The sequence below is a fragment of the Halodesulfovibrio sp. MK-HDV genome (assembly GCF_009914765.1).
In the GTDB taxonomy this organism is placed as follows: Bacteria; Desulfobacterota; Desulfovibrionia; order Desulfovibrionales; family Desulfovibrionaceae; genus Halodesulfovibrio.
On record NZ_WYDS01000016.1, the window covers coordinates 106,266 to 129,410 of the forward strand.

Here is a 23,145-nt window from a genome sequence, read left to right on the forward strand (position 1 = left end):
AGCAAGCTCCTCAGATTACCAACGGAAATGAGCAAAAGCTTTGTTAGCTTCTGCCATACGATGGGTGTCTTCTTTCTTCTTAACGGCACCACCACGACTGTTGAACGCGTCAAGCAATTCGCCGGACAGACGTGCAACCATACCCTGCTCACCGCGACCGCGAGCGTAGGTGATGATCCAACGGATAGAGAGAGAAACCTGACGGTCTGGACGAACTTCAACTGGAACCTGGTAAGTTGCACCACCAACGCGGCGAGACTTAACTTCCAGATGAGGTTTTACATTTTCAATAGCTTTTTCGAAAGCGCGGATTGCATCTTCGCTGGTTTTTTCAGCGAGTACATCGAGTGCTTTGTAGAAGATTTTTTCTGCGGTGCTCTTTTTACCGTCAAGCATAAGACGGTTTACAAAACGAGCTGCCAGACGGCTTCCATATACTGGATCTGGCAAAATCTCACGCTTAGGTACGGGTCCTTTACGAGGCATATCTATATTACTCCATTAACTGCTTACTTAGGACGCTTAGCGCCGTATTTGGAACGGCCCTGGCGACGATCTGCAACACCAGCGGTGTCGAGGGTACCACGTACGATATGATAACGTACACCTGGTAAATCTTTTACACGACCGCCACGAATCATAACTACGGAGTGTTCCTGCAAGTTATGACCTTCACCAGGGATGTAGGCAGTTACTTCGATGCCGTTGGTGAGGCGTACACGAGCTACTTTACGCAGCGCGGAGTTAGGTTTCTTAGGTGTAGTGGTGTAAACACGAGTACAAACGCCACGACGCTGTGGGCAAGCCTGCAGCGCTGGTGTTTTCTTACGTTTTACAACCTTCTTACGTTCCTTGCGGATAAGTTGGTTGATAGTGGGCATTTTTCCTCCAAAGGAATTTATCAAAGTCGTTCGCTTAGTACAGGATGAGCGGCCCCGGTCTGAGGTGCAACTCAAATCACAACAAAGTACCATCCGACATTTAGTGGAGAACTAAAGGCTGGTTGGCAGCTCATCTATTCCAAACGGGGACCCGATGCAGCCCAGCAGCCCGCTCGGCATCGTCAGTCAGACCCGTGAAATTTCGAATCAGCTACTTACGTCTTTTTTTTCAGAGGGTACAAGTGATTTTTGATATTTTTCTCAAATATAATAATGTTACTAACTGATCAAATATCTATTTTTTACTCTTCAACCATACTTGTACTCTTTTTCACAAAGATTCTAATCACCCAACTACCCCAAAACACCCAAAATTCTGTCTTCATTTGTACTATTATTCTCAAGCGGTGGCATTTTGCCTGTTATTTTAATTTTGCTTGACATGAAGACACCTACGTAATCTATTGTTTTTACTAACTAAAAAAAGGTAATTATTTGCCCTTGACTTTTTGTCTAATTTTTCACAAACCATTCTCAAGCACTAAATAGTTTTTTTACAGACACAAGCGCAATCGTCTCTCTATTTAGTGCGATTACAAGATTGGCTTTATGAAAAACCAAATCGGTAATTCACAAGTTACAAACTTTTATATTCCGGAGGAAGGAAGTTATGTCTAAACTGGTAGCCCCACATGGTGGTAAAGGTCTCGTTTGTTGCCTGCTCGAAGGCGCAGAACTCGAAGCTGAAATTAAAAAAGCTGAAGGCCTGAAAAAGCTCGACATTTCCGGCCGCGCAAAAGGCGACCTTATCATGATGGGTATCGGTGGCTTCTCCCCACTGAACGGTTTCATGGGCAAAAAAGACTGGAAGAGCGTATGTGAGAACTTAACTCTTGCAGACGGCACTTTCTGGCCAGTACCAGTTACTCTTGACGCTTCCAAAGAAGAAGCTGGCGCAATCGCAGTTGGTGAAGAAATCGCTCTCGTTCGCAACGGTATCGTATTTGCTACTATGAAAATAGAAGAAAAATTCGAAATGACCGAAGCTGACAAAAAATGGGAATGCGAAAAAGTATTCAAAGGCGAAGGCGAAGAGTCTGCTGATGACGTATTCTGGAAGATCGCCCTTGAAGATCACCCAGGCGTAAAAATGGTTATGGCTCAGAAAGAAGTTAACCTTGCTGGTCCAGTTAAGGTTCTCTCTGAAGGCGAATACCCATCAGAATACGAAGGTGTTTATCTCCGCCCTGCAGAAGTTCGTGCAATGTTCGAAGAACGTGGTTGGTCTGAAGTTGCTGCACTGCAGTTGCGTAACCCAATGCACCGTTCCCACGAATTCCTTGCAAAAATCGCTATCGAAGTTTGCGACGGCGTACTCATTCACTCTCTCATCGGTAACCTCAAGCCAGGAGACATTCCTGCAGACGTTCGCGTAAAAGCTATCGATGCACTTGTTGAACACTACTTTGTAAACGACAACGTAATTCAGGCTGGCTACCCACTTGACATGCGTTACGCTGGTCCACGTGAAGGTCTGCTCCACGCAACTTTCCGCCAGAACTACGGCGTAAACAACATGCTCATCGGTCGTGACCACGCTGGCGTTGGTGATTTCTACGGTTTATTTGAAGCACAGGAAATCTTTGATCGTATCCCTACTCCAGCAGATGAAGGCAAAGCACTGCTTTGTAAGCCAATGAAAATTGACTGGACCTTCTACTGCTACAAGTGTGACGGTATGGCTTCCCTGCGTACTTGCCCACACAGCAAAGAAGATCGTGTTATCCTTTCCGGTACAAAACTCCGTAAAGCTTTGTCTGACGGCGCTGATGTACCTGATCACTTCGGTCGTGACGAAGTTCTCGTTATCCTTCGCGAATACTACGAAGGTCTTACCGAAAAAGTTGAAGTTAAAATGCAGAACGCTGCTTCCGGCGATTCCATGTAATTTTAGCTACGCAGATTATAAAAGGGGATCGGGTAACCGATCCCCTTTTTTTTATTTAAAAGAGCTCTTACGTTCATAAACATTATATATAGGTAGCTGCTGTATATATACGTTCTAAGCACCGAAATACTCATTGTAAAATCAGACAATTACATAGAGAAACAAAAGGGAATGTGTTTCCACGCATCCTGCATCGCAACATCGTGCTCCAGCGCTTTGGCATCCAGCGTTATCAAAAAATTCCAGTAAGAAGCCGAATGATTGGGGTGCCGTACATGTGCCAATTCGTGTAGTAAAATATAGTGCAAAGATTCTACAGGCAAAAGCAATAAACGTGCATTCAAGGAGATTGTTCCATGGCCTGAACAACTACCCCACCGACTTTTTTGAAGACGAATTTGGACTTTTTTATAGGGAATCCCAACTTCTTGCGATGCCTCTTCCAAAAATTCAGGCAAATACTCTTTCCCGCATCGCACAAGCCAGCAGGACAACAGCTCAGCTTGTTCCTCTTCAGTCACATCATCCGGCAGCAATATTTCGCCGTCAATTTCAATAGAGAGCAATCCGGACGCGGTGCGTATAATTTTTTCAGCTTCAATCAACTTCGCTGCAATACTAGCAGCCGCGACTTTTTGAACAGAATACTCGCGATCAATAGCAGACAATACAATTTTATCAGGAATCAAAGCTGGCAGGTCGTCGACTTTTGCTGGAAGTTCCAGCCGCTTTGCTGCCTTGCGAATCCATTCTGTACGCTTTTTCAAAATTGGAGGAAGCCACGCCTTTTTAAATGTCTGCGGCACCACAACCTCAAGTCCTTTTGTCCGCGTAATTTTTAAACGGACATATTTGGCTCGCTTACTGCGAGTAAGTGTATATTCGATAGTGCCATCATCTTTAAAAATCAAAACTGGAACTCCTTAAACATAAAAATCGAGCTAACCCCTTTACCCGCATTTGCAATCACAGTACAGTCTCCGAAAAACTGGCGGCTAATCAGGTTCACAGCCTCACCAAGCTATCTATGCAGCTTGCCAGCCCAAGACAACGATCGACTGCAACCCACTGGAGTTTCTTGCATGTCCCTTTCAAAGCGATCTGCATATGGCACTGCCTTATTTGCCTTTGCTGGAGCAATTTTTTGCGCACTTAATGCCACACAAAATCTAGACGTAATCTGCATAACAACAGGCTGCGAAATCTTCAAAGACATTTCGGTATTTGGAATTTCGTTATGGTGGTTTGGAACAGCGTTGTTTCTCACCCTCGCTCTACTGAACCTCTTGAACTATCAAAAAACTGCCCTGCTACTTGCTTTAAGCGCTGTTATCATAGATTTAGGGTTCTTACTCTTAATGATCTTCACAGCACCCTGCGTTCCTTGCCTCGCATTTGCAGCTATTCTTTTTGTACTATTCTTCATGCAATGCTCCGTGCTCAAACGCCCTGCCATATTAGTTCTGCCTATTTTAATAATTTGGACATTACTTTTCACGCCGAATATTTTTTCAACTATAAACGAACAAATAGGCACATGGGCTATTTATGGCAACCAGCAAGCAGATGTTCAAGTCTTCTTTTCTCCAAGCTGTACTGCCTGCAAAAGCCTTATTCCGAAACTATCCAAAAAAGATTCCGGCAATATTGCCTACTATCCAATTGCTGAAACCGATGAAGACATAGAAAGAATCTTTCTGATGCAGAACGCAATCAATGACGAAAGTTCTATGTACGTTGCGTTCAATCGTGCCATTCGCGGCACAGCAGATTCAATTTCGGTGCCGCTCAGGACTCGTTTGCAACTTCAGTGGAATCTTTTTAGAAACAAGTCAAAACTCGCCTCCATGGGAGTTACACGCATTCCAGTTCTCATCACCAACGGTGTACCAAGCTCTTTGCTTTCTAACGAAGAAAAGCAAGGAACCAAGGGGGATGAACTAGATTTTAACGACGACTTTTCCGGCTGTACAGACGACAGCACAGAGCCTTGTGAGTAGGTAACATTCTCTAGTTATTTTCTTTTTTTGGCAGGCTGGTTGTCCAACCAATTTGATTGAATGTGTTGACGCAACCATATAATCACATTATGTGAAAAAAATCATTTGAAACCGAGGACCGGCGGGCGCGCACTATTGCCTCTTGTTGTCACACTTTTTTATGGCAATTTTCTTGGACAAATAGTGAAAAACGCTTTATAGGGTCTCCCGCTGGAATCCTTTTAGACCAAGCGAAGTAAGTCTATGCGACACCAGTTACAAGCTATTTTATCTGAACATAAACAAAAAATTACCGAAGAATGGGTTTCAGCCATATTCGGTACCTACGAGATCGATACAGTAGGATTCCTGCGCAGTCAGGATAATGCTTTTGCTAACCCGGTAGGGAACAAGACAAAAAAAGCAACTGCTATTCTTATCGATGCACTCGTGGATGATAATTTGGACAGCGATGTTGTAACTCCTGCAGTTAATGAACTGATTCAGGTACGCGCTATTCAAAAATTCGAAGCCGATCAGGCAATGTCTGTTCTCTTCGTTTTAAAAAACATCATCCGAAAACACACTGTCCCCAAACTTTCTAAGTCCGAAGAATTTGCTGATCTTCTGGAACTAGAATCAAAGATAGATTCTCTGGCTCTTGTGGGATTCCGTATTTATTCGGAATGTCGCGATAAGGTTCAGAGAATGCGCGTTGATGAATTCAAAAGGAAGCACTTTCAGCTCTTGAAAAGAGCAGAACGTATATTGGAGAAACCGGTTGGGGAATCGGAATCGTAACAACCAATAGCCTAGCAGCGAGGTAACGGAATGATAATTTCACTTCTCGCGGTTATCGCCTTGGGTATACTGGCCTGGATGGGATCAATGATGGGATTCCAATATGTTCTGGCAGTTTGTTTACCCTACACAGCAATAACCGTATTCCTTGTAGGTTTCGCATGGCGGATAATTGACTGGGCAAAGCGCCCGGTTCCGTTCAGCATTCCTACCACAGGTGGCCAACAGAAGTCTCTTCCCTGGATCAAGCCTGCCACTCTCGACAACCCGACCAATATGGCGGGTGTTTGGGGACGCATGATCCTTGAAGTACTTTTGTTTCGCTCCCTGTTCCGCAACACTAACGTTTCAATTGAAGGCGACCGCGTGGTCTACTGGTCCTCTAAGTTCCTGTGGCTTTTCGCGCTCATCTTCCACTACTCTTTCCTTATTATTTTTGTGCGTCATTTCAGGTTCTTTGCTGAGCCGGTACCATTCTTTGTGAATGCTATCGAAATGTTCGACGGCATTCTGCAGATTGGTGCACCACGTCTGTTTATGACTGGTCCACTAATTCTCATAGCGTTGGCATACCTGATCGGCCGCCGTATCTTTAGTCAGAAAGTGCGTTACATCTCTCTTTTGAGCGATTACTTCCCACTTTTCTTGATTTTCGGCCTGTGTGCTACCGGCATCGCAATGCGCTACTTCTGGAAAGTTGACATTGCTACTGTAAAAATCTTTGTATTGAGCTTGCTCCATTTCGCACCGGACACAGCTGCTCTTGCAAAAATCGGCAGCATTTTCTACGTGCACATGTTCTTCCTTGTAGTACTCCTTATGTACTTCCCGTTCAGTAAGCTTATGCATGCTGCTGGCGTATTCTTTAGCCCGACTCGTAACATGGCAAACGACAGCCGTATGAAGCTGCACGTTAACCCATGGAACCCGGAAAAAGTTTACCGCACGTACGAAGCATATGAAGATGAATTCAGGGTACCTATGGTTGAGGCAGGACTCCCGGTCGTAAAGCAGCCGGAAGAATAAGGAGCAGTTATGGCCAAAGTACCTTCACCAGAAGAGCTGATTAAAATCAGCTACGATATGCCAAGTCAGAACTGGATGGACACCAAGCCTGAGATTTCTCCTGGCTCGGTTGCATATCCAGCTAAGAAAAGAACCATGGAACCTCTTGGAATGCCCCATCCGCACGATTGGGATCCATTTGAGGAAGATTGGCACCTCCCAGAAAACTGGGAAGAAATCATCTATAACGGTTTGAAAGAACGCCTTGAAAAATACCGTTCTCTTAAACTTTTCATGGACATCTGTGTTCGCTGTGGCGCCTGTGCTGATAAGTGTCATTACTTCATCGGTTCCGGCGACCCTAAAAACATGCCTGTTCTGCGTGCAGAGCTGCTCCGTTCCGTTTACCGTAAAGACTTTACCACTGCCGGTAAAATTCTTGGTAAACTTGCCGGTGCTCGCAAACTCGACAAAGACGTGATTAAAGAGTGGTTCTACTACTTCTATCAGTGTACTGAATGTCGTCGTTGCTCCCTGTATTGCCCATACGGTATTGATACCGCTGAAATTACTATGATGGCTCGTGAGTTGCTGCACGAACTCGGTCTTGGTCTGCACTGGATCATGGACCCTGTTAGCAACTGTAACCGTACTGGTAACCACCTTGGTATTACACCGCATGCCTTCAAAGAAATCGTAGAGTTCCTCTGCGAAGACATTGAAGAAGTTACCGGTATCTCAATCAATCCACCTTTCAACGAACCTGGTCATGAAGTTCTCTTCATCACCCCTTCCGGTGACGCATTTGCAGAACCGGGCATCTACACCTTCATGGGTTACCTGATGCTGTTCGAAGAAATTGGACTTGATTACACCTTGTCTACTTATGCATCTGAAGGTGGTAACTTCGGTCTCTTTACATCATCCAGCATGATGAAGAAACTGAACGCCAAGATGTACGCTGAAGCAGAACGCTTAGGCTCCAAGTGGATTCTTGGTGGTGAGTGTGGTCACATGTGGCGTGTTATTAACCAGTACATGTCAACCATGAACGGTCCAGCACCTTCCTGCATGGAAACTCCAGTAAGCCCAATTACTGGCACCGTGTTCGAAAATGCTAGCGAAACCAAAATGGTTCACATTGCTGAGTTCACAGCTGACCTCATCAAGCACAACAAGATTCGCCTTGATCCTTCACGTAACGATCATCTCAAAACTACCTACCACGATAGCTGTAACCCAGCACGTGCTATGGGTCTTCTTGAGGAACCACGTGAAATCATGCGTGCGGTCTCTAATAACTTCTACGAAATGCCTGAAAACACCATCCGCGAACAGACTTTCTGTTGTGGTGCGGGCTCCGGTCTCAACACTGATGAGATTATGGAAATCCGTATGCGTGGTGCTCTTCCTCGTGGTAACGCTCTGCGTTACGTACAGGAAAAACATGGTGTTAACATGATGTCTTGTGTTTGTGCTATTGACCGTGCAACTCTTCCTCCGTTGGCCGATTACTGGGCACCGGGTGTAGATATTGCTGGCGTGCACGAACTTGTCGCTAACGCCCTCGTAATGAAAGGCGAGAAAAAGCGTACTATGGACCTCAGGCAGGAAGAACTGCCAGGAATGGAGGATGAATAATCATGTATAACAGCAAGTATGTTATCTCCGGACTGGTAATCTTTTTAGCCGTTTTCTCATACCCTTTCTGGGGCAATCTGGCTTCCAAAGACTACACTGGTCCTAAACTGAGCCTGCCTACTGATCAAAAGCAGTGCATTGAGCCTGTCGAGTTTATGCGCGCCGAGCACATGACTCTACTGAATCAGTGGCGTGACTCTGCACTTCGTGACGAGAAACGTGTATACGTTGCTTCTAACGGTGCAACATGGGAAACAAGCCTGCAGAAAACGTGTATGAGCTGTCATACCAATAAGGCTGAGTTCTGTGACACCTGTCACCTTGAGAACGCCGTGGAGCCATACTGTTGGACTTGCCACGTTCCGCCTAAGGGGAATGAATAATGAAACGTAGCAGAAGACAATTCCTTAAGGTTGCCAGCCTTTCTGTTGCAGGTCTTGGCGCTCAGCTTGCAGCTGGCGGTATGACCCAAGCAGCTGCTGCTGTTAAACCTAGTTACAAAAAAAATGCTCTTGCGCTTAAAGCTAAGCGTTGGGCTATGGTTATTGATACTCGCGAGTTTGCTTCTAAAGAAGACTTTGATGCTTGCATCAATGCTTGTGACACAGCGCATAACATTCCACAGATGCCAGGTAATACTGAAATCAAGTGGATTTGGAAAGACGCTTACGATCACACCTTCACAGAAACAACTAACAAGTATCAGTCAAAAGAAGTTGAAGATCGTGAATACTTCATGCTCTGCAACCACTGCGAAAACCCTCCATGCGTTCGCGTATGTCCTACTCAGGCTACTTACAAGCTTGAAAACGGCATCGTTGCTATGGATTACCATCGCTGTATCGGTTGTCGTTTCTGCATGGCAGGTTGCCCATTCGGCGCACGCTCATTCAACTTCACTGATCCTCGCCCATACATTAAAGACATCAACCCTAAGTTCCCTACCCGCATGATCGGTGTTGTGGAAAAATGTAACTTCTGTGTTGAACGTCTTGATGAAGGCAAGCTTCCAGCTTGTGTTGAAGCCGCTCCGGGTAAAATTCACTTCGGCGACTTGTCAGATCCTGAATCTGATGTTCGTAAGTTGCTCGATGAGAACTATACACTTCGTCGTAAACCAGCATTGGGCACTGAGCCTGGTGTATTCTACATAATTTAGGAGGCCCATCATGCTCGAAAAAGTTTTGAAAGGATCTCCAAAGTACTATATGTGGCTGGCTTTCCTTGGCGGCATCATCGGCATCGGTGCAATTACATACCTGTTCCAGCTTAAATACGGCCTTAGCCTTACTGGCATGAGCCGTGACGTAACTTGGGGCTTTTATATTGCTCAGTTCACCTACCTCGTAGGTATTGCTGCATCCGCTGTTATGCTGGTCCTTCCAGCATACTTCCACGGCTACAAACAGTTCAAGAAGATCATCATTTTTGGTGAATTCATGGCAATTGGCGCAGTTGTTATGTGCATGCTCTTTATCGTAGTTGATATGGGTATGCCTCAGCGTATGCTGAACGTAATGCTGCACCCTACCTTTAACTCCGTTATGTTCTACGACATGATGGTACTTATCGGTTACCTTTGCCTTAACGCAATTATCGGTTGGAAAACTCTGGAATGCGAACGCTTCCAGATAGCTCCACCACAGTGGGTTAAATACCTTATTTACACTTCAGTAATTTGGGCATTCTCAATCCACACCGTAACTGCGTTCTTATCTCAGGGTCTCCCGGGTCGTCACTACTGGCTTACCGCCGTACTTGCTGCTCGATTCCTTGCTTCTGCATTCTGCGCAGGTCCAGCTCTTCTTCTTCTCCTTCTCATGATTGTGAAGAAACTTGCTAAATTTGAAATTGGCAAAGAGGCTATTAAGACTCTTACCATCATCATTACCTACGCAATGTGCCTCAACGTATTCCTGTTCCTTTGTGAAGTGTTTACTGCATTCTACAGTAACATTCCGGGTCATATGCATCCGCTTCACTTCCTGTTCGCAGGTACTGAACAGGGTCTTCCTTGGGTAACTTACTGGATGTGGATTGGCGCAGTTCTCGCTATTGCTAGCCTTGTACTGCTCATTCCTACTTCCCTGCGCGAAAACATGAAGATCCTTCCTTGGGCTCTCAGCATGCTCGTTCTCGCTACCTGGATTGACAAAGGTCTTGGTCTCATCGTTGGTGGTTTCGCACCATCTCCTTTTGGAACCTGGGCTCTCTACGCACCAACTGTACCTGAACTGCTGATTTCTCTCGGCATCTTCGGTGTTGGCGCATTCATTGTGTCTATCCTTTGGAAGATCGCTATCGATGTAAAAAGAGAAGCTGGTACTCTGTAGTTTCCGTTTCTTAAAAAAATTAGGGTCTACCCATTGGGTAGACCCTTTTTTTATATCCTATCAACCAACTGGTTGATGTCCTTTCACCCATATTCTATTCTTTAACTATGAAAAAACACATACCACAAACATTGCTACAGTCTGAACCTGCTGACACTTCAAAGTACAAACAAAGCCATTCTACGATGTTACGAGATGGATTTGTACAGCATCCACATACAACAGATCAGCAACCAGTACGTATAGATGAGTTAATCAAATCTATTTCACAAAGAAATCAAGAAGCAATGTCTCCATTGCGCAAGCAAAAAAAGCACAACAAAGCAGTGTTAAACTCTGTTCTGCGTTCTATCTTCTCTTCATAGTATCACATCTGCATCACTGCATCGACATTGCAGCCCTTCTCACCCCCCTTTCATTCGTTAGTTATTTATTTTTATTGGAAAAAAAATACACAATCTAACTATTTTAGACTACAGTACTTTGTTTATAAGCAGTCGAGTTATAAGTCAGTTCCGTAACTATCTCGTAACATTTATTTTTCTGTTACATATTACGGCAGAACGCTTTTCCCATATAAGCTTTATTCTTTGGAAGCTTCGGATACTGCCGCCTTACTGACTGCAAATTTATATGAAATGGTATAATGCGGAGTGCTTACTCGTGCCCGCCCTTGCATAGCGCCTTTTTGAATAATGCAAGCCTGCCCTTTCTGGCCCTGTGGTGTAACAAACCTACTATGAATGAAGGCTCTTTCTACGGTTTACAAGAAAAAGGAAGCTACATGTCATCCCAAAAGGTGATGCTTGAAGTACAAAATCTCACTAAAATCTTTGGCACGAACCCAAAACGGGCTCTACCACTCCTAGAAAAAGGGCTTACTAAAGACGAAATACTCCAAAAAACCGGCTTAACAGTTGGAGTACACGATGCATCTTTCACCGTGTATGAAGGAGAAATTTTTGTCATTATGGGGCTTTCCGGCTCCGGCAAATCAACCCTTGTCCGTATGTTAAACCGGTTAATTGAACCAAACGCCGGAAGCGTCTCAATGCATGGTAAAAATATTACCGAAATGACGCACGACGAACTGGTTCAATTCCGGCTCCACAACATGAGTATGGTATTCCAATCCTTCGCACTCATGCCTCACCTGTCAGTCCTAGACAATGCCGCATTCGGACTTGAACTTGCCGGAGTTCCTAAAAAAGAGCGATCTAAACGCGCCCTTGAATCATTAGAACAAGTGGGACTCGCTGGATGGGAAAAATCCAGTCCTGATCAACTTAGTGGTGGTATGCAACAGAGGGTAGGCTTAGCTCGCGGTCTTGCAGTTGATCCTGAAATCATGCTTATGGATGAAGCTTTTTCTGCGCTTGATCCACTCATCCGTACTGAAATGCAAGATGAACTGCTGATGCTTCAAGAAAAATATCGCCGAACTATCATATTTATTTCGCATGACCTAAACGAAGCGCTCCGCATCGGAGATCGAATAGGCATAATGCAAGGCGGAAAAATTATTCAGGTGGGCACTCCGGAAGATGTTCTTCAAAATCCCGCCAATGATTACGTAAAAGCATTCTTTAAAGGCGTTGACCCTACAAGTGTACTCAGTGCAAAAGATATCGCCTCCAAAAACCACCCTACCATCATCATTACAAAGGGTGGAAACCTGCGCACTACCCATGAAATATTGAGTGCCAGCGAGCGTGACTATGCATTTGTTCTCGATCCTCAGCATAAATTGCAGGGTGTGGTTTCAACAGATTCTATCCTCGAAAAATTAAAAGAGAAAAATCCGGAAAGCACTCTGCGTGATGCCTTCCTTCCAGGCATCAAAGTCGTCAACGAAGATGACACAATGCAGGAAATTCTGCCCCTTGTTGCGCAAACCGCAAGCCCCGTTCCTGTTTTAGACAGCAATAAGAAATTTAAAGGGGTTGTCTCAAAAACACGTTTTCTTAATACATTACACCGCAGTGGTGAGAGTTCTGAAATTTTAGAATCTTATACTATATAAGGAGCTCTGGTATGTTTAACGAACAAGTTATTCCAATGGATATCTGGATCTCAGACGGCGTCAACTGGCTTGTGGATAACCACAGAGCTTTTTTTCTCAAACTTAAATGGCCTGTTGAACAGACTCTTAATGCACTGGACCACGGGCTTAACGCCTTGCATCCTGCAATAATAATCATCGCTGTGCTCCTACTGGCATGGAAAATTGCCGGATGGAGAATTTCCCTTTTTTCAGGACTCTCTCTCGTTCTTATCGGCCTACTTGGCTTATGGGAAGCGACCATGACTACCATGGCCATGGTTCTTTCTTCAGTAATCTTTTGTGTTATTGCCGGCGTTCCTCTTGGAATCTATGCAGGGCGTAGTAACCGATTTGAGCAAATCATGCGGCCTATGCTTGACGCCATGCAAACGACACCATCATTTGTCTACCTAGTACCGATTGTTATGCTCTTTTCCATCGGCAATGCTGCTGGTGTACTAGCTACAATTATCTTTGCGCTTCCACCAATCATTCGACTCACATCACTGGGTATCCGACAGGTTCCGCGAGAACTTATTGAAGCCGCTGAAGCTTTTGGAGCAACGAATCGACAAATCTTAGTAAAAGTACAAATCCCCCTTGCCATGCCGACTATTTTGGCTGGGCTTAATCAGACTATTATGATGGCTCTTTCCATGGTTGTTGTTGCTGCTCTTATTGGCGCAGGTGGACTGGGATCGCCAGTAATTCTCGGACTAAACTCCCTTGATATTGGCCTTGCTGCAATCGGTGGTATCAGTATCGTTCTTATGGCTGTTATGCTTGACCGCATTACACAAGCTGCAGCCCAGAAAAAGAAATAAGCTGAGCCATACAACAAGCTGTTCCTGACCACCTTAAGAAAACCTTTAGCACCGTAGGATGTATTCAACGATGTTTAAAAAGATTTTACTCGCCCTACTTATTGTATCCATGTCTGTTCCCGCATTTGCATTTAGCGACAAGCCGGGTGAAGGAATTACCATCAAACCTGCTCGCGCCACATGGACAACAGGTTACTTTCACTCGATTATCATCGAAAAAGGACTTCGCGAGCTGGGGTATACCGTTAAAAAATCCAAAGAGCTTCCAGTAGCACTGTTCTTTAAAACGCTCTCACTGGGTGATGTAGACTACTGGCCAAATGGTTGGTTCCCACTCTACGACAACTATCTGGAAAAATTTAAAGATTCAATTTCTCCGATTGGCTATGTCTTAAAAAAACAAGCTCTGCAGGGATATCTTGTCGATAAAGAACATGCTGACAAACTGAATATTAAATCACTGGAAGATTTCAAACGTCCTGAAGTTCGCAGAGCTTTTGATAAAGACGGAGATGGCAAAGCAGACCTTACCGGTGCCCCTCACGGATGGGAAAACGTTAAAGTTATCGATATGCATATCGACAAATATGGCCTGAAAGATCATGTCGAACAGGTAAGCGCATCGTATGAAGCTGCTATGGCGGCGAATATTGCGGCTTACAAGAGCGGAGAGCCAATTTTTTACTACACATGGACTCCAAGCTGGACCATCTATAAATTGATTCCTGGCAAAGACGTTGTATGGATTAACGTTCCGCACAACATTCCGAACACTGGCTCCAAAGAAGAGCTCGCTTTAATGCGTTTGCATGAAGTAGAAGGCGCTGTATCCAATCCTATTGATATGGGCTTTAGTGTTGCTGATATCCGTGTCGTAGCGAACAATAACTTTCTTGCACAAAACCCGCCTGCTAGAAAATTTTTAGAGCTTTTCACCATCGACTTGAGTGACCTCAGTGAAGAATACACAAAACTCATGGAAGGCGAAAAATCTCAGCGTGATATTGAGCGTCATGCTGATGAATGGATTGAAAACAATCAAGTTCTTTGGAACAGCTGGCTTACTCAAGCCCGACGCACCATAAGATAAGTCATTCACTACAAAAAAAAGCCCCGCTTTCTCACGAAAGCGGGGCTTTTTATTATTGAAAATAGAAAGCTTACACGTAGTTGGCAACAAGAATTACAACACCGCATACAGCTGCTGTTGCGATCCCCATGCTGCCACCAGGAGTCATGTATACAAGCTGCTGTGCTGCTACTTTTGCCTCACGACGAAGTTTGTAGCTCATCGCACACGGTAACAGGATACAGATAACTGCAAGAGCTGCTCCGGCATGGGCAAGTGCTGCGATAAAGCCGCCCGGCGCAAGTAATGAAGCAATCACAACCGGAACAAACACAATAAGGGTTGTCCCCATACGTTCTTTGCCAGTATCACCACGACGAAGGGTTTCCGCAGTCAGATCGAACAAAGAAAGTGCTACGCCAAAAAATGATGTAATCAGCGCAAAAGCTGCAAAGACAGACAGAATAGTTTGAACTACCACAGAGCCGTTGCACATAGATTTGATAAGAGAATCTACACTGCCACTCATGTTTACAATCTGATCCATTGGCACACTGCCAAGGGACAGGAATAACCAGAGCATGTAGCATAACAGTGGAAGCAACGTACCCCAAAACATGATGCGAATAAGCTGTCTGGTGTTTGTGCCCACAACAGTGGTGATACTTGGAATACAGAAGTGGAACGAGAAAGATGCAAAGAGTACCGGGATAGCACCCACAAGATACTTGTAATCAGGTGTGGCATTCATCAGCACATTAACGTCTACAGTGGTACTTAATGTTGCAAATGCAATAGCCATTGCACCAAGCATACTTAAGAAAATTACGCTGTTAAAACGTACAATTGCGTTTGTACCTAAATATATAATAACAGCCATTGCTGCTGCGAATCCAACGGAGCAAGCTCCTGTACTGATAGGGTCAGCATTAACGCCAATAGCACGGGCAATAATACCACCCATTGCGGTCACGTACGCAACAAGTACAGCGTAGAGAAGAAAAGTCAGACAAACAACGGCAATTACCTGCCCCCATCTGCCAAGAACTTTCTTAACCATCATATTTACGTTTAAACCAGCTCCGACCTGAAGGTTAACCTCAAGCAAGAGAAGCGAAGTGTAGAATGCCAGAGCCCACATGACCAGAAGCAGTACCATGCTGATTTTGAAGCCCAGGAAGCCGATTGCCATTGGCAAACCAAGCATTCCCGCACCGATAGTGGTGCCAGCTACAACACATACTGCATCCAGAGATTGAGACTTCATAATTATAACCCCCATAGGTCATTTGTGCCCGCGCCTACACCAGATAACAAACAAGAGTGTTCAGCACCTGATTCAACCGTTTTTGAAGCAGATTGGGGAACACTTTTACTAGTGAGAATTGTAAGGATAAAAAGCGTGACGGTACTTCTCGCCCTTTGAAGGCTTACTATTATTTTTTAATGTAAAGCCTACTAAGTTGTGTGCAGCGATACAGTAACGATGCTGACTTATACAGTTGCGCGATTAATCTTTATAGTCAGCACCAAGTACACGTTGTGATAAGACAAGGTCAAGCACTGTAATGCATATTTTTTACGTTTCTGACAAAAACTAACACTTTTAGTATTTTATTATAATCTATGCACGGCAGCGCTACAATAGATAGTTTTACAATATTGTACAGTGTACATACATTTTTGTTTCCACGTTTAACATTAATGTTTAATTCGGCGTTGTCATTTTTGCACAAAAATCTCCCTTGCATCATTTCAAAAAACTCACTATTAAGCCTTCGCATCGCTTTAAAAAAGTGAGTGCACGCGTACATTATGTTTTTAAATTTTCTGTATTTACAGTAAGTTATTGGCTTCAGAATGCTTAGCTTTTCAAGCTATTCTATAGTCAATATACGGCGAAGACCTCCAGACCGATCCGAAATTTCAAACGGACCGCGCCTGTGTCCACCCTATGTGTTTTTATTATTCATGGAGGATACACTGTGCGTTCACACGCTATTTTTAGCAGGCGAACTTTTCGGCCTGCTCTACTCACTACTCTCACATCCGGCTATACTCTTTCGCAATTTGTCAAAGATGTCGTTTCTGGTTCAACAGTAGGTATTGTTGCCCTGCCGTTAGCCATGGCATTTGCAATTGCCAGTGGCTGTTCCCCTGAAAAAGGACTTTTTACAGCCATCGTAGCCGGCTTCATTATTTCCGCAATTGGCGGTTCTCGCTTCCAAATTGGTGGCCCTACAGGGGCATTTGTTGTTATTGTTGCAGGAATCATAGCCAGACACGGGTATGAGGGGCTTGTAGTAGCTACAGGTATGGCGGGCATAATCTTACTTGTTATGGGCTTTTGCGGATTGGGCAGGTTGCTCAAATTCATTCCGTACCCTGTGACTACCGGCTTCACCACCGGTATCGCTCTGCTGATTTTTACAACGCAGATAAAAGACTTACTCGGGCTAAAGTTAATGGATCTTCCGGCGTCGTTTATCCCAAAGGTAACGACGTTAGTGCAGGCATCACCTACTGCACATATAGACTCTATTACTGTTGCGGGCATCACTATTGTAACAATATATCTTACCCGTAAGCTCTTCCCAAGATTTCCGTCGCATATTGCAGGTATTTTAGCCGCATCTGCTGTGGCAATCATAGGCGGTCTGGATGTTTCAACTATTGGAACACGCTTTGGCGGCATTCCGGCAGAACTGCCTACCTTTGCGCTGCCGGCAAATATTCCTTCACTCGTTATTACCATGCTTCCTGATGCCCTCACCATTGCTCTGCTGGCAGCCATTGAATCTCTCTTAAGTGCTGTTGTGGCTGACGGTATGACTGGTGAACGCCATCACTCATCCACCGAACTCATTGGTCAGGGTATTGCAAACATCGCATCATCCTTCTTCGGCGGCATTCCAGCTACAGGTGCAATTGCCCGAACCGCTACCAATATTCGTGCGGGCGCATTCTCACCGGTATCCGGCATGGTTCACGCTATTGTGCTTGCATTATTTGTTAAATTTTTTGCTCCGGTTGCTTCTGCAATTCCACTTGCCAGCCTTGCCGGTGTCCTCACATATGTTGCATGGGATATGAGTGAACTGCCAAAATTCGTTCATATTCTCCGTGCTCCAAAATCAGATGCTGCAGTTATGCTTTGCACATTCCTGCTTACTGTTCTTGTAGACCTCACTGTAGGTGTACAGTTTGGCGTTGTGTTAGCGGCACTGCTTCTTATTGGACGCATCAGTGACGCAACTCAATTCCAAAACTGGGAACGAACAAAAGCTGCTCCGGTAAAACATGCTCCATCGTGGGACAGTGAAATTGAAGTCTATGAAATCAATGGCCCATTCTTCTTTGGTTGTGCCGATCGTTTCTCACAGACATTCTCTTTGATGCGCAAGCCACCACGAGCCATTATTTTTAGAATGCGCCATGTTCATACAATTGATGCTACGGCGTTACACGCAATTGAACTGGTACTGCTCCAAATGCAGCAATTGAATGTACACGTGATGTTCTCCGGTGTTGATCCTTCCATTCAAAAACAAATGGTACGATTTGGCTTGTTGTCTTTTATTAGCAATGACGACATCTGCCATTCCTTTGGAACAGCATGGTCTAAAGCACACAAACTTGTTGATGAAACGAGTGCATCACCTACTGTAAAGCCTGCCGTAGCGTAGTTTAGAACATCTCCACTTAGCCCTGTAACACCTGTTACAGGGCTTTTTTTATCCATTGTTTGCGTTAGCCACTGTCTTTTAAGGGTATTAAGTATTTTTCAGTGTATACCATTCTAGATAGCCCTCAGAGTATGGTATCGTACTCACACTGTTTTTTTACTATTACCCAAAAGAGCACCATGACGACACAGCAAGCTCCATCTTTTGAAGTCCAGACCAGCCCTGAGGAAACAAGCATTTCTCTTTCAGGAACGTGGACAACCTTGCATCTGGATACAGTTGAGCGCCCTTTTATGGACTCCGTACTGCATGCAGCGCACTCTATCGTGCTGAACATTGCAAACATTGCTAAGCTTGATACCAACGGCGCATGGATTCTTGAACAATATCGTCGAAAAGCTGTCGCTGATGGAAAAACCTGTTCAATCTCCGGAGCGGAAGCCAACGATCAAATATTACTGACAACTGTTGGAAAACGTACGGAAGAAAAAGCACCTCCTAAACCTGTGCCGTTCTATATCTCATTCTTAAACAATACAGGCCGCAGCTTCATTGAGCAGTGCAAAATCACAATAAATATTGTCGGGTTCCTTGGTGAAGTTGTCACCGCACTTGCCCGTTCTCTTCTTAATCCGCGGAGATTTAGAGTTACAGCGCTCTTCTATCACCTAGAGCATGTTGGACTTCGCGGTATCCCGATTATCGCCCTGCTTTCTTTCCTTATCGGAATGGTGCTCGCATATATGGGCGCACAGCAGCTCCAAAAATTTGGTGCGCAGGTTTTTGTAATACAACTTGTCCAGATTTCCGTTCTGCGTGAACTCGGCATTCTTCTCACAGCAATCGTCATTGCGGGTCGCTCCGGCTCTGCGTTTACAGCGCAAATTGGTGCAATGATCTCCAATGAAGAAATTTACGCGATGAAAACGTCCGGCCTCGATCCTGTAGACACTCTTGTAATCCCGCGAGTTCTTGCCCTCATCATCATGCTGCCTATTCTCGGATTCATTGCAGATATAATGGGCTTGCTCGGCGGCGCACTTATGGTTTGGCAATCGCTGGATATCGGGCTTCATGGATTTATTATCCGTCTCCATGAAACACTGAACATCTGGGATTTTTATGTTGGAATAATTAAGGCACCATTTTTTGCTATCGTCATTGCAACGATCGGGTGCTTTCAGGGCATGCAGGTTACAGGTAGCGCTGAATCTGTTGGTAGGCTCACGACCACAGCAGTTATTGAATCAATCTTTGCTGTAATCGTTATTGATGCAGGTTTCGCCATCTTTTTTGCGGCGATGGGGATTTAGCCATGAACGACATCATACTTTCTCTACGAGACGTTAAAACACAATATGGAAGCAATATTATCCATGAGAACCTTGATCTCGACGTTAAACGTGGCGAAATAATAGGTGTCATTGGTGGCTCTGGGTCAGGTAAATCTGTCCTGCTCAGAACAATTCTTGGATTAAATCGCCACTCGCAGGGACAGATTAAAATTTTTGGAAAGCAGTACCATCTGCTTAACGTAAAAGAGAAGCATAAAATCGAGCAGCGCTGGGGAGTGCTGTTTCAGGACGGCGCACTGTATTCATCATTAACTGTACTGGAAAATGTTGATGTTGCTCTCAGGGAATACACAAAAATCAGCGACAAGACGCGAAGGGAAATTTGCCTGCTTAAGATTTTCTTAGCTGGCTTACCCATAGAATCATCGAGCCTCATGCCTTCTGAGCTTTCAGGCGGAATGCGTAAACGCGCGAGTTTGGCCAGAGCCCTCGCAATGGACCCGGAAATACTTTTTTTGGATGAACCAACCGCGGGGCTGGATCCAATTACAGCAGGAGCGTTTGATACCTTACTTAAAACACTACAACATGCGTTAGGGTTTACAGTTTTCCTCGTCACACATGATTTAGACACACTACACACCATCTGTGACAGAGTAGCAGTTCTTGCCGAGAAGCGAATTTACGCCCTCGGGACGGTCGAAGAACTTTCAGCAAACCCATACCCATGGATTCAAGATTACTTCAACGGTCCACGCGGACGTAGCGCTAAAATGGAGCCTTGCGGGGAGAAATAGAATGGAAACACGAGCACACTATATTATTGTAGGCATTTTCATCATCGCATCATTTGTGTTTGGATTCGGGTTTATACTCTGGGGGGTCGGAAGCAGTTCTGACACGGACGATCTCCCCTACGATATCCTGTTCCAGAACAGCGTAAACGGGCTATCCATATCGAACCCGGTACTGCTTAACGGCGTGCGAGTAGGTCAAGTTACCGCCATTATGCTCAGTCAGGATAAACCTGAAGAAATTCGTGTGCGGATTCGTATCAAACGCAACACACCTATCCGTGATGACTCACGCGCAAATTTGATTCCTATCGGCATCACAGGACAATCTTCAGTTTTCATTTCAGGCGGCACAGCAACAAGCCCTCTGCTCAAGCCACTATTTAAAGGTAACGTTCCGCTCATTAAAACGATTCCCTCGCCCCTTAATGAGCTCATCAGTTCTCTTCCTGAAATGATTAACACTGGTAAAAAATTACTGGCAGATCTTCGAAAAGTTGTCGATCCGGAAAACCGCGAACACGTGAAAGAGATTTTGGCAAACGTGTCCTCATTCTCCGATATGTTGGTTAAACGCGAAGCAGATATCAAATTGGCGTTGGACAACGTAAAAAATGCTGCAGCTCAGACACAGAACGCAATGGCAGAAACAGAAAAAACAGCTCTGTCTGTTAACGACTATGTCGCCAAGCAACTAACGCCTGCCACAAAAGAAATTGGAATCCTGATCAAACGAATAGATCTACTAGTGAAGAATATGGAACCGGGACTGACACGTTTCAGTAAAGGCGGCTTGGACGACGTTACATCGCTCGTGAACCAAAGCCGAATTCTTGTGAATACGCTGGAAAATATTGCGCAAAAATTAAACAGCAACCCTAAGCAATTCTTGCTTGGTACAACAGTGCCCGAATACCAAACGCCATAGGAGCATGTATGCGCAAACTTATCGTTAGACTACTTATTGTACCGTTAGTACTCGCAGTGTGCTCAGGTTGTGCGATTGATGTCGGGTTACAGCCGCCATCAGCTGCAGAGCACTACATGCTTGCGGTATCGACTGAATCTCCCGCGCAAACAGCTATGCATGCTGTGCCGACAGTCTCAGTTGGTCGCCCGCAAGCTAATGCATTTTTAAACTCAACGGGTATTGCCGTTCTTCAGCCAAATCAGCAAGTTCTCTATTATGCCAAAGGGCAATGGGCGACCGTTCTTCCTGAGATGATGCAGACTGCTGCCATTCATTCCCTTAACTCTACACAACTGGTCCGTTCGTTTAACAATACACAATCCGGAATTGCCGCTGACTACAAACTGGTGTGGAGCATTGAAGATTTTTATGCGCGCTACGCCGGAAAAAAATATCCACCACAAATATATGTTACGTTTAACTGCTGGCTTATCGACACTGACAAAGCACTGGAACCTGTTGCATCATCTGTCTTTGCAGGGAACGAAATTGCCTCAGGGCAAGGGCTTGTCCCAATTGTTGAATCATTCAATCGAACTGTAAAAACGATTTTGAATGATATGAATGCATGGGTGACATGTACGATTGAAAGACAACAATTGAACAAGCAAATGCACTCTACAGTAAGCAACACAGGTGGTAATTAGCCGCTCATCCTCTATGCATGTAGTCTGTTGGAAAAAATAACTTAATCACTATAGAAGCGCCGTAATTAATACGGCGTTTCTGCATTTCTAAACTCCATGCTGACGCACGAATGAGGAAATACGCTCTTTTTATCTGGTGTTATTGAATTTTTTTGTAAAAATTAGTATCTATAGAATCACTATCGCTTTGTCGTTCATAAATTTAATTGTGCCTGCAAAAAGACAATTCCGTAACCGGAGGGAATGTATGAAAATTGATAAGTTGAGCTTTCAGATTGCCGGACAACTTCTCGAAGGGCGAAAGTCATTCAGAGAGATTGCACAGGAACTTGCTGTTGCGGAAAACACCGTACGTTCCCGTATTAACAAAATGCAGAAAGAAGGCGTGATGGATATTGTCGCGCGTCTTGATGTAGAAAAACTCCCCGGCCATACCATGGTATTTACGGGTGTATTGCTTGATGAACGCGATCTTTTTGCGAAATGTCAGGAACTTAGCCAATTACGCGGCGTTGTTTCAGGCGCAGTTGTGACAGGTCGATTTGATATTATTTTGACCCTGCTGCTTCGGGATGGATTCGGACTGTTAGAATTCTACTCTGAAGAAATGTCCAAGATTGAAGGGATTCGTTCTGTGGAAAGCTTTGTTGTATATAAAGGCTCAAACTTAATGACACCATACATCCTCGACCCGAATACACTCCCTGAGTAACGATCAACACTCGTTGCAGGGAACACATTGTTTGCATATACATTCTAATTTGCGCACAAAAAATCTCTCCCGTATTTTTTATTACGAGAACAACGTAGGAGCGGGTCAGCAGTTACACTGCCAACCCGCTCCTGTCATATGTGGTTGTTGTGGTTTCTAGACTTTCGCCTAGTCACCGACTGGTTCGATAGTTACAGCACAGACCTTCACTTCGGCGATGCCGGACTCAGGACACTCTGCACTGTTAGTAAGCACGTTGGCAGCAGCTTCTGCAAAATGGAATGGAATAAAAACTGTTCCATCTACGGCTTTTTCTGAAAGCTGAACTTCCACTTCAATGAAACCACGACGGGAAGATACTTTTACAAACTTCCCATCAGTTACTCCAAATTTTGCAGCATCATTGCTACTCATTTCTATATACGCTGTAGGAACTTTTGCTGCAAGCCCTTCGGCTTTTCGAGTCATAGTTCCTGTATGATATTGGTACAATACGCGACCCGTTGTGAGTATTAA

Annotated in this window: 22 protein-coding genes; 17 read left to right on the forward strand and 5 right to left on the reverse strand. The window is 44.7% G+C overall.

Features of this window, described 5'->3' with window-relative positions; genetic code table 11:
* Positions 1–15: 15 nt before the first annotated feature.
* On the reverse strand, positions 16–486 hold the full coding sequence (gene rpsG, locus MKHDV_RS13305) for a 30S ribosomal protein S7 (protein WP_160716085.1): 471 nt from the start codon (positions 484–486) through the stop codon (positions 16–18).
* Positions 487–509: 23 nt separating this feature from the next.
* Positions 510–881: a 30S ribosomal protein S12 gene (rpsL, locus tag MKHDV_RS13310; RefSeq protein ID WP_020001415.1), complete on the reverse strand. Its 372-nt coding sequence runs from the start codon at positions 879–881 to the stop codon at positions 510–512.
* Positions 882–1,551: 670 nt separating this feature from the next.
* Between rpsL and sat the strand changes: the two genes are divergently transcribed.
* On the forward strand, positions 1,552–2,829 hold the full coding sequence (sat, locus tag MKHDV_RS13315; protein WP_160716087.1) for a sulfate adenylyltransferase: 1,278 nt from the start codon (positions 1,552–1,554) through the stop codon (positions 2,827–2,829).
* 149 nt (positions 2,830–2,978) lie between these two features.
* Here the strand turns inward: sat and MKHDV_RS13320 are convergent, their stop codons facing one another.
* Entirely contained in the window at positions 2,979–3,740 is a 762-nt protein-coding gene (locus MKHDV_RS13320) for a M48 family metallopeptidase (protein WP_160716089.1), read from the reverse strand.
* 171 nt (positions 3,741–3,911) lie between these two features.
* Here MKHDV_RS13320 and MKHDV_RS13325 point away from each other — a divergent pair, with 171 nt between their 5' ends.
* The 10 genes from MKHDV_RS13325 (at position 3,912) to proX (ending at position 14,546) form a co-directional block, all read left to right on the forward strand.
* Complete coding sequence (locus MKHDV_RS13325) at positions 3,912–4,829, forward strand: hypothetical protein (protein WP_160716091.1); 918 nt, start codon at positions 3,912–3,914, stop codon at positions 4,827–4,829.
* 243 nt (positions 4,830–5,072) lie between these two features.
* Positions 5,073–5,609 carry an RsbRD N-terminal domain-containing protein gene (locus MKHDV_RS13330; protein WP_160716093.1) on the forward strand — a complete coding sequence of 179 codons (537 nt, stop codon included), beginning with the start codon at positions 5,073–5,075 and terminating at the stop codon, positions 5,607–5,609.
* A gap of 30 nt (positions 5,610–5,639) precedes the next feature.
* Positions 5,640–6,635 (forward strand): sulfate reduction electron transfer complex DsrMKJOP subunit DsrM, encoded by a 996-nt coding sequence (gene dsrM / locus MKHDV_RS13335; RefSeq protein WP_160716095.1) that lies wholly within the window; start codon positions 5,640–5,642, stop codon positions 6,633–6,635.
* 9 nt (positions 6,636–6,644) lie between these two features.
* Positions 6,645–8,255: a sulfate reduction electron transfer complex DsrMKJOP subunit DsrK gene (dsrK, locus tag MKHDV_RS13340; RefSeq protein ID WP_160716097.1), complete on the forward strand. Its 1,611-nt coding sequence runs from the start codon at positions 6,645–6,647 to the stop codon at positions 8,253–8,255.
* Positions 8,256–8,257: 2 nt separating this feature from the next.
* Positions 8,258–8,638, forward strand: coding sequence for a sulfate reduction electron transfer complex DsrMKJOP subunit DsrJ (gene dsrJ, locus MKHDV_RS13345; RefSeq protein WP_160716099.1), 381 nt, complete (start codon positions 8,258–8,260; stop codon positions 8,636–8,638).
* Entirely contained in the window at positions 8,638–9,414 is a 777-nt protein-coding gene (gene dsrO, locus MKHDV_RS13350; RefSeq protein ID WP_160716101.1) for a sulfate reduction electron transfer complex DsrMKJOP subunit DsrO, read from the forward strand. Before dsrJ ends, dsrO begins: the two co-directional genes overlap by 1 nt.
* Before the next feature lie 10 nt (positions 9,415–9,424).
* Positions 9,425–10,588, forward strand: a complete 1,164-nt coding sequence (dsrP, locus tag MKHDV_RS13355; RefSeq protein ID WP_160716103.1) for a sulfate reduction electron transfer complex DsrMKJOP subunit DsrP — start codon at positions 9,425–9,427, stop codon at positions 10,586–10,588.
* A gap of 784 nt (positions 10,589–11,372) precedes the next feature.
* Positions 11,373–12,611 (forward strand): glycine betaine/L-proline ABC transporter ATP-binding protein ProV, encoded by a 1,239-nt coding sequence (gene proV, locus MKHDV_RS13360; protein WP_160716105.1) that lies wholly within the window; start codon positions 11,373–11,375, stop codon positions 12,609–12,611.
* 11 nt (positions 12,612–12,622) lie between these two features.
* Positions 12,623–13,456, forward strand: coding sequence for a proline/glycine betaine ABC transporter permease (locus MKHDV_RS13365; RefSeq protein WP_160716107.1), 834 nt, complete (start codon positions 12,623–12,625; stop codon positions 13,454–13,456).
* A gap of 70 nt (positions 13,457–13,526) precedes the next feature.
* Complete coding sequence (gene proX / locus MKHDV_RS13370; RefSeq protein WP_160716109.1) at positions 13,527–14,546, forward strand: glycine betaine/L-proline ABC transporter substrate-binding protein ProX; 1,020 nt, start codon at positions 13,527–13,529, stop codon at positions 14,544–14,546.
* Positions 14,547–14,616: 70 nt separating this feature from the next.
* Here proX and MKHDV_RS13375 read toward each other — a convergent pair whose 3' ends face one another.
* Entirely contained in the window at positions 14,617–15,792 is a 1,176-nt protein-coding gene (locus MKHDV_RS13375; RefSeq protein WP_160716111.1) for an amino acid permease, read from the reverse strand.
* Between the two features lie 718 nt (positions 15,793–16,510).
* On the opposite strand from MKHDV_RS13375, the gene MKHDV_RS13380 reads away from it, so the two are divergent.
* The 6 genes from MKHDV_RS13380 (at position 16,511) to MKHDV_RS13405 (ending at position 22,629) form a co-directional block, all read left to right on the forward strand.
* Positions 16,511–18,211, forward strand: a complete 1,701-nt coding sequence (locus MKHDV_RS13380; protein ID WP_160716113.1) for a SulP family inorganic anion transporter — start codon at positions 16,511–16,513, stop codon at positions 18,209–18,211.
* Positions 18,212–18,390: 179 nt separating this feature from the next.
* Positions 18,391–19,524 (forward strand): ABC transporter permease, encoded by a 1,134-nt coding sequence (locus MKHDV_RS13385; RefSeq protein ID WP_160716115.1) that lies wholly within the window; start codon positions 18,391–18,393, stop codon positions 19,522–19,524.
* 2 nt (positions 19,525–19,526) lie between these two features.
* On the forward strand, positions 19,527–20,303 hold the full coding sequence (locus MKHDV_RS13390; protein WP_160716117.1) for an ABC transporter ATP-binding protein: 777 nt from the start codon (positions 19,527–19,529) through the stop codon (positions 20,301–20,303).
* Between the two features lies 1 nt (position 20,304).
* Positions 20,305–21,228, forward strand: a complete 924-nt coding sequence (locus MKHDV_RS13395) for an MlaD family protein (RefSeq protein WP_160716119.1) — start codon at positions 20,305–20,307, stop codon at positions 21,226–21,228.
* Positions 21,229–21,236: 8 nt separating this feature from the next.
* Positions 21,237–21,917, forward strand: a complete 681-nt coding sequence (locus MKHDV_RS13400) for an ABC-type transport auxiliary lipoprotein family protein (RefSeq protein ID WP_160716121.1) — start codon at positions 21,237–21,239, stop codon at positions 21,915–21,917.
* 247 nt (positions 21,918–22,164) lie between these two features.
* Complete coding sequence (locus tag MKHDV_RS13405; protein WP_160716123.1) at positions 22,165–22,629, forward strand: Lrp/AsnC family transcriptional regulator; 465 nt, start codon at positions 22,165–22,167, stop codon at positions 22,627–22,629.
* 168 nt (positions 22,630–22,797) lie between these two features.
* Here MKHDV_RS13405 and MKHDV_RS13410 read toward each other — a convergent pair.
* Positions 22,798–23,145 (reverse strand): molybdopterin dinucleotide binding domain-containing protein (locus MKHDV_RS13410; protein WP_305794752.1); only part of this gene is annotated, 348 nt, incomplete at its 5' end.

Coding starts and splice junctions, on each gene's coding strand:
- rpsG (WP_160716085.1), bottom strand. CDS start 486: ATGCCTCGTAAAGGACCCGTACCTAAGCGTGAGATTTTGCCAGATCCA.
- rpsL (WP_020001415.1), bottom strand. CDS start 881: ATGCCCACTATCAACCAACTTATCCGCAAGGAACGTAAGAAGGTTGTA.
- sat (WP_160716087.1), top strand. CDS start 1,552: ATGTCTAAACTGGTAGCCCCACATGGTGGTAAAGGTCTCGTTTGTTGC.
- MKHDV_RS13325 (WP_160716091.1), top strand. CDS start 3,912: ATGTCCCTTTCAAAGCGATCTGCATATGGCACTGCCTTATTTGCCTTT.
- MKHDV_RS13330 (WP_160716093.1), top strand. CDS start 5,073: ATGCGACACCAGTTACAAGCTATTTTATCTGAACATAAACAAAAAATT.
- dsrM (WP_160716095.1), top strand. CDS start 5,640: ATGATAATTTCACTTCTCGCGGTTATCGCCTTGGGTATACTGGCCTGG.
- dsrK (WP_160716097.1), top strand. CDS start 6,645: ATGGCCAAAGTACCTTCACCAGAAGAGCTGATTAAAATCAGCTACGAT.
- dsrJ (WP_160716099.1), top strand. CDS start 8,258: ATGTATAACAGCAAGTATGTTATCTCCGGACTGGTAATCTTTTTAGCC.
- dsrO (WP_160716101.1), top strand. CDS start 8,638: ATGAAACGTAGCAGAAGACAATTCCTTAAGGTTGCCAGCCTTTCTGTT.
- dsrP (WP_160716103.1), top strand. CDS start 9,425: ATGCTCGAAAAAGTTTTGAAAGGATCTCCAAAGTACTATATGTGGCTG.
- proV (WP_160716105.1), top strand. CDS start 11,373: ATGTCATCCCAAAAGGTGATGCTTGAAGTACAAAATCTCACTAAAATC.
- MKHDV_RS13365 (WP_160716107.1), top strand. CDS start 12,623: ATGTTTAACGAACAAGTTATTCCAATGGATATCTGGATCTCAGACGGC.
- proX (WP_160716109.1), top strand. CDS start 13,527: ATGTTTAAAAAGATTTTACTCGCCCTACTTATTGTATCCATGTCTGTT.
- MKHDV_RS13375 (WP_160716111.1), bottom strand. CDS start 15,792: ATGAAGTCTCAATCTCTGGATGCAGTATGTGTTGTAGCTGGCACCACT.
- MKHDV_RS13385 (WP_160716115.1), top strand. CDS start 18,391: ATGACGACACAGCAAGCTCCATCTTTTGAAGTCCAGACCAGCCCTGAG.
- MKHDV_RS13390 (WP_160716117.1), top strand. CDS start 19,527: ATGAACGACATCATACTTTCTCTACGAGACGTTAAAACACAATATGGA.
- MKHDV_RS13395 (WP_160716119.1), top strand. CDS start 20,305: ATGGAAACACGAGCACACTATATTATTGTAGGCATTTTCATCATCGCA.
- MKHDV_RS13400 (WP_160716121.1), top strand. CDS start 21,237: ATGCGCAAACTTATCGTTAGACTACTTATTGTACCGTTAGTACTCGCA.
- MKHDV_RS13405 (WP_160716123.1), top strand. CDS start 22,165: ATGAAAATTGATAAGTTGAGCTTTCAGATTGCCGGACAACTTCTCGAA.